The sequence below is a fragment of the Streptomyces sp. NBC_01445 genome, assembly GCF_035918235.1.
Taxonomy (GTDB): Bacteria; Actinomycetota; Actinomycetes; order Streptomycetales; family Streptomycetaceae; genus Streptomyces.
The window spans coordinates 9131180-9145159 of record NZ_CP109485.1 but is presented as its reverse complement, the minus strand read 5'-3'; the positions used below and the strand labels follow the sequence as shown (position 1 = coordinate 9145159).

Sequence of the window (13980 nt, the reverse complement as noted above, 5' to 3'; positions counted from 1 at the left end):
GGCACGATGCGCACCCGCCCGAGACGTCTCGCGGTCATCGGTTTCGCCCTGTTGACCGCGCTGAGCACCACGGCCTCACTCCCGTCGGCAGCCGCCGGCGGCCACGGCCGGCCCGAGCACCACCCGCACGGCGGCGGCCTGTCCGCCACGATCCGCTACACGGAGTACGGCATTCCGCATATCGTCGCCAAGGACTACGCGGGGCTCGGCTTCGGCACCGGGTGGGCGCAGGCCGCCGACCAGGTGTGCGCGCTCGCCGACGGATTCGTCACCGTGCGCGGCGAGCGCTCCCGCTACTTCGGGCCCGACGCGGCCCCTGACGGCTCCCTTTCCTCGGCCACGAAGAACGTCTCCAGCGACCTCTACTTCCGGGGAGTGCGTGAGGCGGGCACCGTGGACAAGCTCCTCACCGAGCCGGCGCCCGCGGGCCCGAGCCGAGAGGTGAAGGACACGATGCGGGGCTTCGCCGCCGGATACAACGCGTGGCTGAAGCAGAACAGGATCACCGACCCGGCCTGCAAGGGAGCGGATTGGGTGCGCCCGGTGACGACTCTCGACGTCGCGGCGCACGGCTTCGCACTCGCCGTGCTCGGCGGTCAGGGCCGCGGCGTGGACGGCATCACGGCCGCGCAGCCACCGACCGCGCAACCACCGGGCGGTGCCGGCGCGCAGCCACCGTCCACGGGAGCCCCAGCCCCTACGCCGGACAAGGCCACGACAGCCGCGGCGGCCAAGGAGCTGTTCTCGAACGAGGACGCCGACATGGGGTCCAACGCCGTCGCGTTCAGCGGTGCCACCACGGCGAACGGCCGTGGTCTGCTCCTCGGCAACCCGCACTACCCGTGGCAGGGCGGCCGTCGCTTCTGGCAGTCGCAGCAGACGATCCCCGGCGAACTGAACGTCTCCGGCGGCTCGCTCCTCGGCTCGACGACGATCTCGATCGGCCACAACTCTCGTATCGCCTGGAGCCACACCGTCGCGACGGGGGTCACGCTCAATCTCCACCAGTTGACACTGGACCCGGCCGACCCGACCGCGTACCTCGTCGACGGCAGGCCGGAGCGGATGACGAAGCGGACCGTGAGCGTCGCGGTGAAGGACGGCGCGCCGGTCACCCGCACCCAGTGGTGGACGCGCTACGGGCCGATCGTGAACTCGCTCGGCGCGTCGCTGCCGCTGCCCTGGACGGCCACGACGGCGTACGCGCTGAACGACCCGAACGCCCTGAACCTGCGCGCCTCCGACACAGGACTCGGGTTCAGCAAGGCGCGCTCCACGGACGACGTGCTGCGCTCGCTGAAGCGCACGCAGGGGCTTCCGTGGGTGAACACGATCGCCGCCGACGCCTCCGGGCACTCGCTGTTCGCGCAGGCGCAGGTGCTGCCCCGGATCACCGACGACCTGGCCGCACGCTGCTCGACGCCCCTCGGCAAGGTGACGTATCCGGCGTCCGGCGTCGCGGTCCTGGACGGCTCGCGCGGCGACTGCAAGCTCGGTTCCGACAAGGACGCCGTACAGCCGGGCATCTTCGGACCGTCCAGGATGCCGGTCCTCAAGGACGCGCCGTACGTGGAGAACTCGAACGACAGCGCCTGGCTGGCCAACGCCGACCGGCCGCTGACGGGGTACGAGCGGGTCTTCGGGACGGTCGGCACGCAGCGGTCGATGCGGACGCGCGGCGGCGTCGAGGACGTGTCGGCGATGGCGGGGCTCGGCGGACTCGCCGTCACCGACCTCCAGCGGCAGCAGTTCGCCGACCGGGTGCCCGCGGCGGATCTGGCGGCGGCGGACACGGCGCGCGCGTGCGCGGCGCTGCCCGGCGGCACGGCAACAGGCAGCGATGGCACGGCCGTTGATGTGGGACAGGCCTGCGATGTGCTCAAGAAGTGGGATCACACGATGCGCACGTCGAGCCGGGGAGCGCTGCTCTTCGACCGGTTCTGGCGGCGGCTCACCGCGGCCGTGCCGAACGACAAGCTCTGGAAGGTGCCGTTCTCGGCCACCGACCCGGTGCGCACACCGAACACGCTGAACACGGATGCGCCGGGCTTCGCGACCGCGCTCGCCGACGCGGTGGGTGAGCTGCGGGCGGCCGGGATCGCCCTGGACGACCCGCTCGGCGCGCACCAGTTCGTCGTGCGCGGCGGCAAGCGCATCCCCGTCCACGGCGGCACGGAGTCCCTCGGCGTGTGGAACAAGGTCGAGACGGTGTGGGACGCGAAGGCGGGCGGCTACACGGAGGTCGTTCACGGTTCGAGCTACATCCAGGCCGTCGGCTGGAACGGCGGTGGCTGCCCGGTGGCGCGGACCCTGCTGACGTACTCCCAGTCCTCGAACCCGAACTCGCCGCACTACAGCGACCAGACGCACCTGTACTCGGACGGCGAGTGGGTGACGTCGCGCTTCTGCGAGAAGGACATCCTGAAGTCACCGGCGCTGAAGGTGGTTCGGGTGCACGGCTGAACGACGGGAGCGGCCCGGGGATCTCTCCCCGGGCCGCTCCTCGGTCACACCTCCACGTGCATCACATCGCGCGCGTGCGGCCCTCCCAATACGGGTCGCGCAGACGGCGCTTGTAGAGCTTGCCGTTCGGGTCGCGCGGCATCGTCTCGATGAAGTCGACGCTCTTCGGCCTTTTGTAGCCCGCGAGTTGGCGCTCGCAGTGCGCGAGGATCTCGGCGGCGAGTGCGTCTGAGGCCGTGTGCCCCTCCGCGGGTTCGACGACCGCCTTGACCTCCTCGCCCCAGTCGTCGTCGGGGATCCCGAAGGCCGCGGCGTCGGCGATGGCCGGGTGGGTGAGGAGCGCGGACTCGATCTCGGCGGGGTAGATGTTGACGCCGCCCGAGATGATCATGTCGATCTTGCGGTCGCGGAGGAATAGATACCCGTCCTCGTCGAGAATGCCGAGGTCGCCGACGGTGAAGAAGTCGCCGATGCGGTTCTTCTTCGTCTTGGTCTCGTCCTTGTGGTACGAGAATCCTCCGGTGCTCATCTTCATGTAGACGGTGCCGAGTTCGCCGGGCGGCAGTCGGTTGCCGTCGTCGTCGAACACGGCGAGTTCGCTGATCGGCCACGCCTTGCCGACCGTGCCCGGCTTCTTCAGCCAGTCCTCGGCGGTCGCGAAGGCGCCGCCGCCCTCACTGGCCGCGTAGTACTCCTCGACGCTGTGGCCCCACCAGTCGATCATCGCGCGCTTGACGTGGTCGGGGCAGGGCGCGGCGCCGTGGATGGCGTGCCGCATCGCCGACACGTCGTACGCGCTCCTGACGCTGTCGGGCAGGGCGAGCAGGCGGTGGAACTGGGTCGGCACCATGTGCGTGTGTGTGCACCTGAAGGTGTCGATGAGGCGCAGCATGTCCTCGGGGGTCCACTTGTCCATCAGGACGAGGGTGTGCCCGATGTGCAGGGACGCGCCCGCGAACTGGAGCACGGCGGTGTGGTAAAGCGGCGAGCAGACGAGGTGGACGTTGTCGTCGAACGGCTTGATGCCGAAGATGCCGAGGAAGCCGCCGAGGTAGGTCTCCTCGGGAAGCTTGCCGGGCAGGGGGCGGCGGATGCCCCGGGGGCGGCCCGTGGTGCCCGAGGTGTAGTTCATCACCCAGCCCAGAGTGCGGTCGTCCGGCACCGACTCGGGCTGCCCGTCGAGGAGTTGCGCGTATGGGCAAAAGCCGTCGATGGCTCCGACCGCGTACCGCTGCCCTGCCGGGAGTGCCGCCTCGTCGGCGGCGGCCACGGCCTGTTCGGCGAACCGCTCGTGCGCGATGAGGACCTTCGCTCCGGAGTCGGCGACGATCCAGGCGATCTCGGGGCCGACCAGATGGTGGTTGACCGGGACGAGGTAGAAGCCGGCCTGGGAGGCGGCGAGATACGCGGTGAAGAACTCGACTCCGTTGGGCAGGACGACGGCGAACGCGTCGCCTCGTTCGAGCCCGGCGGCCCGCAGACCGTGCACGAGCTTGTTGACGTCGGCGTGCAGCCGGCCGGCGGTCCACTCCTCCCCGTCGGGTGCGACGAGTACGGTACGGCCGGGATCCGCGGTGGCCTGGGCCCAGAATCCGTTGGGGGGCGCGCTGTTGGGGTTGGGGCCGGTGCTCACGACTGGCCGCTCCTTCCTGCGATGCGGTTGATGCGGTCGACGGCGCGCTCGAAGCCGCGCGTGAGGTCGTCGAACACGGCCTGGACGGGGCGTTCGCTCGTCATCCGGCCGACGATCTGCCCGACGGGCGTGCCGAGCAGCGGATCGACCTCGTACTTCTGGATACGGGAGACGGCCTCGGCGACGAGCAGCCCCTGGAGGGGCATGGGCAGGGTGCCGGGGCCCGACGGGTCGTCCCAGGCGTCGGTCCACTCCGTGCGGAGCTGGCGCGCGGGCTTGCCGGTCAGGGCGCGGGAGCGGACGGTGTCGCCGGAGCCGGCCGCGAGCAGTTTGGCGGTGAGCGCGCGGGAGTGGAGGTCGGCCTCGGTGGTGGTGAGCCAGAGGGAGCCGAGCCAGACGCCCTGGGCGCCGAGCGCGAGGGCCGCCGCGATCTGTTCCCCGCTGCCGATGCCGCCGGCCGCGAGGACGGGCAGCGGGGCCACGGCGTCGACCGCTTCGGGCGTGAGCACCATGGAGGCGATCTCGCCGGTGTGTCCGCCTGCCTCGTAGCCCTGCGCGACGACGATGTCGATGCCCGCGTCCGCGTGTTTACGGGCGTGCCGGGCGCTGCCCGCGAGAGCGGCCACGAGGACGTCGTGGTCGTGGGCGCGCTGGACGACGTCGGCGGGCGGTGAACCGAGTGCGTTGGCAAGGAGTTTGATCGGGTAGTCGAAGGCGACGTCCAGCTGGCTGCGGGCTACCTGCTCCATCCACCCGGTGATGCGCCAGCCCGACGCCTCGCCCTCGGCGAGCTCGGGCACCCCGTGCTTGGCGAGGGTGTCTCTGACGAACTGGCGGTGTCCTTCGGGGATCATCGCCTCGACGTCGGCCTCGGTCAGTTTCTGGTGGTTCGGCCCCTCGACCTTCTTCGCGGGCATCACGACATCGAGCCCGTAGGGCGCGCCGTCGACATGCTCCTGCATCCAGTCGAGATCTCGGGCCAGGTCGTCGGGTGCGGTGTAGCGGACCGCGCCGAGCACGCCGAACCCCCCGGCCCTACTGATGGCGGCGGCCACCGCCGGGAAGGGCGTGAAGCCGAAGATGGCGTGCTCGATCCCCAGTTTCTTGCTCAGCTCCGTCTGCATGGGCGCAGAATGCCGCACTCCTCCGAACGAGGGAAGACACTTTCTGATGCTGCGTCAGATTTCTGTGACGCATTTCCGAGGCTTGACACGACCGGAGCCTGACATGAAAGTTTCATGCGTCGAGCTAGATCCCGAAAGATTCTTTCAGAAGGGGTTCGTTCATGACCGACGGCGCGGCGGACAGATTGCACGACACGGACGACGGGATGTCGATGTCCCGTCGCCAACTGGGCGCGGGGGTACTGGCGTTGGGCGGGGCGCTGGCCATTGCCCCCTTCCCGGCGGGGCCCGCCTCAGCGGCGGACACACACACCCCCGGGCACGCCGACGGGCACGGAACCACGCTGCGCCGCGGGTCCCCCGAGCGGGCCGGCCTGATCGCCGGGCATCTGCGCCAACTCGTCGCCGACGCCGAGAAGTTCCTCGCCCCCTCCCCCAAGCACCCCTGGTACGCGGGCGCCGTACTGCTCGCCGGCCGCGGCGGCACGGTCGCACTCCACCAGCCGATCGGCAAGGCCGTGCGTTACTCGGCCTACGACGACAAGACCGACACGGGTGTGGAGTTCCCCGCCGACCAGCAGATCGCGGCGGCCGAGGACACGGTCTACGACCTGGCCTCCGTGTCGAAGCTGTTCACCTCGCTCATCGCCGTACAGGAGATCGAGCGCGGCAAGCTGGAGCTGGAGGCCACGGTCGCCTCGTACATCCCCGACTTCGCGGGCGCCGGCAAGCAGGACATCACGATCCGTCAACTCCTCACGCACACCTCGGGATTCCGCGCCTGGATCCCCCTCTACAAGGAGACGACGCGCGAGGGCCAGCTCCGCCTCATCTGGAACGAGGCGCCTCTCAACCCGCCCGGCACCGTGTACCTCTACTCCGACCTCAATCTGATCTCGCTCCAGCTGGTCCTGGAGAAGCTGACGGGCCAGACCCTGGACGTGCTCCTGCACGAGCGGATCACGGGCCCCCTCGGCATGCGCCGCACCCGCTACAACCCGCCCGCCTCGTGGAAGCCGAAGATCGCCGCGACGGAGGACGCGCGCCTGCCCTGGTCCGGCCTCGACCGCGGACTCGTCTGGGGCGAGGTGCACGACGAGAACGCGTTCGGGCTGGGCGGTGTGGCGGGCCACGCCGGTGTCTTCTCCTGCGCGTGGGACCTCGCGATCCTCGGCCGCACGCTCCTCAACGGAGGTTCGTACGGCAAGGCGCGCATCCTGTCCGAGGAGTCGGTACGGCTGCTGTTCACCGACTTCAACCAGGCGTTCCCCGGCGACGAGCACGGCCTCGGCTTCGAGCTCTACCAGCACTGGTACATGGGCGCGATGGCGACACCTCGCACGGCCGGGCACACAGGCTTCACGGGCACCTCCATCGTCCTCGACCCGACGACGGACTCGTTCCTCATCGTGCTCGGCAACTCCGTGCACCCCGTTCGTACTTGGCGATCCGGCTCCGCTCCCCGGGTCGCCACCGCGAACAACCTCGCCCGCGCCGTCGCCGTACGCCCCGCCCAAGGGCGCACCGCCTGGTTCTCCGGCATGACGAGCGCCACGTCGGCGACGCTCACGCTGCCCGGCCTCGACGTCACCTCCGACGCGGCGAGCCTCGCCTGCGACCTGTGGTGGGACACGGAGCCGCACTCCGACTTCCTCTACCTGGAGGCGTCGGCCGACGCCGGGGCGACCTGGCAGGCCCTGCCGTTCGCGACCACCCGCAAGGGAGAGGACGCCGAGGACCACTCCAAGGGCACGGCCGACGGCTGGTCGGGCCGCGCCTGGCACCGCCTGACCGCCGCCCTCGGCGCCTTCAAGGGCAGCCAGGTCCGCCTGCGCTGGCGCTACGCGACCGACCAGTTGTACGTGGGACGCGGGGTGTACGTGGACGGAGTGCGCGTCACCGACGGCCGCCGGACCGTGTTCGACGAGGCACGCCCGTCCGACGCGGCGCGGATCGAGGCGGTGGGGTGGTCGCCGTCGCAGGACTGAGCGGCGCACCGGCCACCCCTGAGCCGGCGCCCTGAGGCCGCGCTCTGAATCGGCGCACCGACTCGGCGGCTCACCGGATTCCTCCGAGGATGCCCCGGCCTTTGGGCCGGGGAGGGATCGGACTCCTGCGGAGCCGGGCAGAGAAAGCCGGATCGCCGTCAGGGCGATCCGGCGTCCACCCCGCGTGATGATGAGGAACCCCAGCGAGATCAGTTGCTCTCAACTGTCAGTCCTCCCAGATAGGTTGTGCTTCATGACGACCGGAGCGTTGGCGGCAGGTGGCGGGCATGCCCGCTACACTTTCCGGCTGCGTCTGTCGTCCACGGCGGTCCGCGCGCTGGAAGCGGAATGGGCGCGCTGCCGCTGGGTGTGGAACGAGTCGGTGGCCAAGTCGAAGGCCGTGCATCTGCACAACAAGGCCACCGGCGAGAAGACAACGTGTGGCCCGGCGCAGCTCGACAAGATGCTGACCGCGGCCCGTACCGCGAATGCGTGGCTGCGTGAGGGCTCCAGCGTGGTGCAGCAGCAGTTGATACGGGACTTCGCGAAGTCCCGGGCGAAGGCGTTGAAAGACATCAAGGCCCGGTTGCCGATGCGGCAGCGGGCCGGTATGCCGAAGTACAAGAAGAAGCATCAGGTCGACCCGAGCCTGAACTACAGCCAGCGCGGTTTCCGGGTGAAAGACGGCCGTCTGCATCTGGCCGGCGGCATCGGGGCGACGGTCGTGTGGTCGCGTGAGCTGCCCGAGCCGCCGTCCAGCGTGCGCGTCTACCGCGACAGTCTCGGCCACTGGTACGCCTCGTTCGTTGTCGCCACGAGCACCCAGGCGCTTGTCGAAACCGGTTGCGTGATCGGCATCGACTGGGGTGTGAAGGAGACCGCGGTCACCACATCCGACGACTACGATCTTCCCCATCCCGAGCATGGCCACAGGGCCGCGCAGCGTCTCGCCCGTTACCAGCGGATGATGGCCCGCAGGAAGCCGAAGAAGGGCCGGCCTGGTTCGAACGGCTACAGGGGCGCCAAGAAGCAGGCGGCGAAGCTGCACAAGAAGGTGGCCCGGCAGCGTCAGGACACCGCCCGCAAGTGGGCCAAGCGTGTGGTCCGCGACCACGATGCCTTGGCGGTAGAGGACTTCCGCCCGAAGTTCCTGGCGAAGTCGACGATGGCCCGCAAGGCCGCTGACGCTGCGATCGGCGCGACCAAGAGCGCCCTGGTGGAGATGGCCCGTAAACACGGCCGCGCCGTGCACCTCGTCAACCCCGCGTACACCACCATGGACTGTGCGCACTGCGATGCGAGAGCCAAGCATCGCCTGCCTCTCTCCGAGAGAACGTATACGTGCACCGCGTGCGGAACCGTGTCCCCCAGGGACAAGAACTCCGCCCGCGTGATGCTCGTCCGGGCTGGTCTCAACCCGGCTAGTGCTGATCTTGTAAGCCCTGCCACCTGCTAGGTGCCAGGCAAAGTGAGCTAGAAATCCCCCTGCTTCAGCGGGGGGAGGACGTCAATTCCCGAGGACCGCCATCGCCGCGTTGTGCCCGGGGATCCCGCTGACCCCGCCGCCGCGCACGGCGCCCGCGCCGCACAGCAGGACGTTGGCGTGGGCAGTCTCGACGCCCCAACGACCCGTCCCTTCCTGGGAGTAAGGGAAGGACAGGTCGCGGTGGAAGATGTTGCCGCCCGGCAGGCGCAGGTCCCGCTCCAGGTCGAGCGGGGTCTTCGCCTCGATGCACGGCCGGCCGTCGGCGTCCAGGGCGAGGCAGTCCTCGATCGGCTCGGCGAGCTGCGCGTCGAGCTGGGCGAGGGTGGCTTTCAGGAGCTCGGCGCGGGCGGCGTCGTTGTCGCCCGCGAAGAGCCGGGCGGGGGTGTGCAGGCCGAACAGGGTGAGGGTCTGGTAGCCGCGCGCGACGAGGTCCGGGGCGAGGATGCTCGGGTCGGTCAGCGAGTGGCAGTAGATCTCCGACGGGGGCGCCGCGGGCAGTGAACCGGCCGCCGCCTGGCCGTACGCGGTCGCCAACTGCTCGTAGCCCTCGGCGATATGGAACGTTCCGGCGAATGCCTCGCGCGGGTCGACGGACGTGTCGCGCAGCTTCGGCAGCCGGGTCAGGAGCATGTTGACCTTGAGCTGCGCACCCTCGGCCGGGGCGGGCGGCTCGTCGCCGACGAGGGCGGCGAGGGCCTGCGGAGACGCGTTGACGAGCACGTGCCCGGCTCCGACGCGGCCCGCGCCGCGCTCCGACTCGTACGTCACCTCGGCGTGCCGCCCGTCGGTCTCGACGCGGGTCACCTCGTGCCCGGTGACGAGCTCGGCGCCGGCCGCGCGGGCGGCGTTGGCGAGGGCGTCGGTGAGGGCGCCCATGCCGCCGACGGGCACGTCCCAGTCTCCGGTGCCGTTGCCGATCACGTGGTAGAGGAAACAGCGGTTCTGCTGGAGGGACGCGTCGTGGGCGTCGGCGAACGTACCGATGAGGGCATCGGTGAGGACCACGCCACGCACCAGGTCGTCGCTGAAGCGCTCCTCGACAGCGGCGCCGATCGGCTCCTCGAAGAGCATCCGCCAGGCGGCCTCGTCGTCGACGCGCTGCCGGAGCACGTCCCTGGCCGGCAGCGGCTCGGTGAGCGTGGGGAAGACCCGCTCGGCGACGCGGCGGGTCGTCTCGTAGAAGTCGGTCCAGGCCGCGTACTCGCGCCCGCCGCCGGTGAGGCGCTCGAAGGAGGCGCGGGTGCGCTCCTCACCGCCGCCGACGAGCAGCCCGGTCGCCCGCCCGTCGCGCTCGGTCGGCGTGTACGAGGACACGGTGCGGCCGCGCACGGCGAAGTCGAGCCCGAGATCGTCGACGATCTTGTGGGGCAGCAGGCTGACCAGGTACGAGTACCGCGACAGGCGCGCGTCGACCCCGGCGAAGGGCCGCGTCGACACGGCGGCACCGCCGGTGGCGCCGAGCCGCTCGAGAACCAGGACGGAACGTCCGGCCCGGGCGAGGTAGGCGGCGGCGACGAGGCCGTTGTGACCTCCGCCGACGATGACGACGTCGTAGCGCTCGTGTGCTGGCATCCCTCTTGGTAACACGAGCCGATCATGCCGGGCCAGACCCTGGCTCGGCGGATCGCGAAGCGGAGGAGTACGGGCGGGCGCGCGTGGGCAGGCGTCCGCAGGCAACCCGCCCCAGGCGGACGATCGCGGGCAGGCGCTGCAGGCCCGCGGCCGCGGGAGGCCGACCGCAGGCAGAGGAGCCCGGACGTCACTCACGGGGGAGCCGACCCCAGGCAGACCCTCGGGCGTCCCTCACGGGCAGATGATCACGGGGAGCCGACCCCAGGCGGACGACCGCAGGCAGACGACCCGAGGCAGGCCATCGCAGGCCTCACGCGCAGGCAGACGCCCCCACACAGCCGACCCCACCCAGCCCTTCAGTGTCGCGAACCCGGCAGACGACCGCTGGCAGGCAACCCGAGGCAGGCCACCGCAGGCCCCACTCCCGGGCAGACACCCCCCCCACAGCCGACCCCACCCAGCCCCTCAGTGTCCCCCCGACGCCCGCTGCTGGCGCAGCGCAGCCACTCGGCGGTACACCTCGACTGCCTCCGTGCCGCGGCCGAGTTGTTCCAGGCAGTGTGCCTCGTCGTTGCGGCTGGCGAGGGTGTCGGGGTGGTCGGCGCCGAGGACCTGTTCGCGGGCCGCGGCGACCTGGCGGTACTCGGCGAGCGCGTCGGACCACCTGCCGAGCCAGCCGAGTCCGACGGCCACCTCGCGTCGGCTGACCAGCGTGTCCGGGTGATCGGCTCCGAGGACCCGGGCGCGGATCGCGCAGACGTCGCGGGCCTCGGCGAGCGCTTCCTCCCAGCGGCCCATCCGCCCGAGGTTGACGCCGAGGCCGTGGCGGGTGCGCAGGGTCTCGGGGTGGGCCGGGCCGCTGACGCGCGTACGGTCGTCGATGAGGTCGCGGTAGAGGCCGAGGGCCTCGGCGCTGCGGCCGAGCCGGCCGAGGCTGATGCCGACCTCGTAGCGCGCGGCGAGGGTGTCCGGATGGTCGGGGCCGAGCGCCTGTCCGCGGGCCTGCGCCACCTCGTGGTAGGTGCGCAGGGCCTCGGTCCAGCGTCCCAACTGACCCAGTGCGTAAGCGACTTCGTAGCGCGAGACGAGCGTGTCCGGATGGCTGGCGCCGAGGACGCGGGCGCGCGCCGAGGCGACCTCGCGCGCCATGCGGTACGAGTCCTCGAGCCGCCCGAGCCGGCTGAGGTTGTACGCGAGGTTGTGGCGGCAGCGCAGGGTGTCCGGATGGTCGGGGCCCATGGCCCGCTCACGCGCCGCGAGCACCGATGTGTACACCTGGTGCGCGTCGAAGTGGCGCCCCAACTGGCCCAGGACGTAGGCCATTTCCTGCCGGGCGCCGAGCGTTTCGGGGTGCTCGGGGCCGAGGACCCGCTCGCACCCCTCGGTGACGCGGCGGTACTCGCGCAGGGCGTCGGCGGGGCGGCCGGTGCGGCTGAGCGTGAAGGCGACCTCGTAGCGGCTGGCGAGCGTCTCGGGGTGGTCGGGGCCGAGGGCGTGCTCGCGCTCCGCCGCTACGGCGCGGTGGACCTCGCCGGCCTCCTCCCAGCGCCCGAGCCGGCCGAGGCTCAGGCCCGCGTTGTGCCGGGCGGCGAGATGGGCGACCAGCTCCGGTGCCGGCGTGGGGCGTTCCGTGCGCACGGGCTGCTCCCCGCGCCGCGACTCGGGGCGCGCGATCCACTCCCCGGCCAGCCCCGCGGCCGCGTCGGGCGGCGTGCCGCGCAGCAGGGGCGGCCCGGCCGCCTTGTGGCCCGTCGTCATGCCGCGCGTCCAGGACGGCAACCGCGGTTCACGGGACACCGGCCGCTGCGGCTCGACCGCCGTCTGCCGTACCGGGACGGTGGCCACCGTCGGCACATGTCCGGACGGGGAACGGCCGTCACCGATCCGCCGGGCCAGTTCGCGGGCGTCCCGCGGCCGTTCGTCCGGGTCCTTCGCGAGGAGGTCGACGATGATCCGGTCCAGGAAGCCGGGGAGCTCGGCCCGGTGCGTGCGGGGCGGTTCGGGCACGGTGTCGCGGTGCCCGACGAGGACGGCCCAGGCGTCCTCCAGGTCGAACGGCGGCGCCCCGGTCGCGATCTCGTAGAGCACACAGCCGAACGAGTACAGGTCGCTGCGCTGGTCGACATGGTCGCCGCCGATCTGCTCGGGCGACATGTAGTGCGGGGTGCCCATCGCGATGCCGGTGCCGGTGAGGCGTGAGGTGAAGCCGACGTCGTGGCCGAGGCGCGCGATGCCGAAGTCGCAGATCTTCACCGTGCCGTCGGCGAGCCGCATGATGTTCGCGGGCTTCAAGTCACGGTGGACGATGCCCTGTTCATGCGTGTAGGCGAGGGCGGCCGAGACCTGGCCGGCGATCTCGACGATGTCGGCGACGGGTAACGGGTGCTGCTTGTTGTCCTCCAGGAGCTGGCTGAGGTTCTTGCCCTCCAGAAGCTCCATCACGAGGTACAGCACGCCTTCGTGCTCGCCGAAGTCGTGGACGACGGTCACCCCGCGATGCTGGAGGGCGGCCGCCACCCGGGCCTCCCTGCGGAAGCGCTCCCGCAGGACCCGGGTGAAGGACTGGTCGTGCTGCGGCCCCATCGGCTTGAGGCACTTGACCGCGACTCTGCGCCCGAGCGACTCGTCCCTGGCGCGCCACACTTCGCCCATACCGCCCCGCCCGATGAGATCGAGCAGCCGGTACCGGCCCTGGATCAGCCTGGTCTCCCCCGACTCCGGCATCTCGCGCTGTCGCCCCCGTCGCCTCGCTGCGCCCTCCCCGGCCTGTCCAGTATGGCCGTCCGACTCCCGATTTTGTACGGTGCCGGGCGGCTGCCGGGGCCGAGTCGTGACATGGCGCGCAGGATGTGTTTCGGCGGGAGCTGCCAGCGCACACGTGCGGGAACGCAGCGCAGGACGGCGCCGGTGAACCGCAGCCCTCGGGTCACGGCGGCCGGTGCCGGGGCCTGCCTGCCGTACAACTCGTGGGCGTACGGCGGCAGAGAGGCGTACGCCAGATGCGACACGCGCCTCCAGAGCGTCGCGCGCGCCGGGATCAGCAGCGGGTGGACGGGCGGTCTGCGCAGGAAGTCGTCGACATCCTGGGCCTCCGGACCGGCGGCGAGCAGGGGCCTCATCTTCTCGAAGTACGCGGCGAGTTGGGTCCGGTCGCCGGGCACGTCGGCGGGGTCGAGGCCCACCAGCCGGGCGCTGGTGCGGTGTTCGGAGATGTACTGGTCGGCCTGCGCGTCGGTGAGCCGGAACCCGGAGCGGCGCGCGACGTGGAGGTAGGAGTCGATCTCGGCGCAGTGCACCCACAGGAGCAGCTCCGGCTCATCGACGCCGTACCGCTCACCGGTGCCGGGGTCGGTGACCTTGAGATGACTGTGGATCTTCCGCACGCGGGCACCGGCACGCTCGGCGGCCTCAGTGGTCCCGTACGTGGTCGTACCGACGAACCCGGCCGTCCGCATCAGCCGCCCCCAGGCATCCTTCCGGAAGTCCGAGTTCTGCATGACGCCCCGCACGGCACGCGGCAGGAGCGCCTGAAAGTAGAGCGCACGCACACCGGCGACCCACATCATCGGATCCGCGTGCACCTGCCAGGTGACCGACCCGGGTCCGAAGAGCCCGGGATCACCCCGCCCCTCTGCCACTCCTGTGCCCTCCACACCATCGCCCCTCTCCCGAATCAGCGGTGCCCAGTGCGATCGAGGATCTCTGCTCGGCGCT

The 13980-nt window shown here is 71.2% G+C and carries 8 protein-coding genes; 3 read left to right on the top strand and 5 right to left on the bottom strand.

What is annotated here, in order from left to right; genetic code table 11:
* The first annotated feature begins 6 nt into the window (after positions 1-6).
* Positions 7-2463: a penicillin acylase family protein gene (locus OG574_RS41675; protein WP_326777437.1), complete on the top strand. Its 2457-nt coding sequence runs from the start codon at positions 7-9 to the stop codon at positions 2461-2463.
* Between the two features lie 61 nt (positions 2464-2524).
* Here the strand turns inward: OG574_RS41675 and OG574_RS41670 are convergent, their stop codons facing one another.
* Together OG574_RS41670 and OG574_RS41665 are read right to left on the bottom strand one after the other, a co-directional pair.
* The gene (locus tag OG574_RS41670) at positions 2525-4096 is read right to left on the bottom strand and encodes an acyl-CoA synthetase (RefSeq protein WP_326777436.1); all 1572 of its coding nucleotides are present in this window, start codon (positions 4094-4096) and stop codon (positions 2525-2527) included.
* A complete protein-coding gene (locus OG574_RS41665; RefSeq protein WP_326777435.1) occupies positions 4093-5220 on the bottom strand; it encodes an NAD(P)H-dependent flavin oxidoreductase in 1128 nt (375 codons plus the stop codon). Before OG574_RS41665 ends, OG574_RS41670 begins: the two co-directional genes overlap by 4 nt.
* Positions 5221-5381: 161 nt before the next feature.
* Between OG574_RS41665 and OG574_RS41660 the strand changes: the two genes are divergently transcribed.
* A complete protein-coding gene (locus tag OG574_RS41660) occupies positions 5382-7208 on the top strand; it encodes a serine hydrolase (protein ID WP_326777434.1) in 1827 nt (608 codons plus the stop codon).
* 253 nt (positions 7209-7461) lie between these two features.
* Positions 7462-8664: an RNA-guided endonuclease InsQ/TnpB family protein gene (locus OG574_RS41655; RefSeq protein WP_326777433.1), complete on the top strand. Its 1203-nt coding sequence runs from the start codon at positions 7462-7464 to the stop codon at positions 8662-8664.
* A gap of 51 nt (positions 8665-8715) precedes the next feature.
* Here OG574_RS41655 and OG574_RS41650 read toward each other — a convergent pair whose 3' ends face one another.
* From OG574_RS41650 to OG574_RS41640, 3 genes are all read right to left on the bottom strand, one after another.
* Positions 8716-10266 (bottom strand): phytoene desaturase family protein, encoded by a 1551-nt coding sequence (locus OG574_RS41650; RefSeq protein ID WP_326777432.1) that lies wholly within the window; start codon positions 10264-10266, stop codon positions 8716-8718.
* Between the two features lie 465 nt (positions 10267-10731).
* Positions 10732-12990, bottom strand: coding sequence for a serine/threonine-protein kinase (locus tag OG574_RS41645; protein ID WP_326777431.1), 2259 nt, complete (start codon positions 12988-12990; stop codon positions 10732-10734).
* Positions 12963-13904 carry an oxygenase MpaB family protein gene (locus OG574_RS41640; RefSeq protein WP_326777430.1) on the bottom strand — a complete coding sequence of 314 codons (942 nt, stop codon included), beginning with the start codon at positions 13902-13904 and terminating at the stop codon, positions 12963-12965. The genes OG574_RS41645 and OG574_RS41640 overlap by 28 nt, the downstream gene beginning before the upstream one ends.
* Positions 13905-13980: the final 76 nt, after the last annotated feature.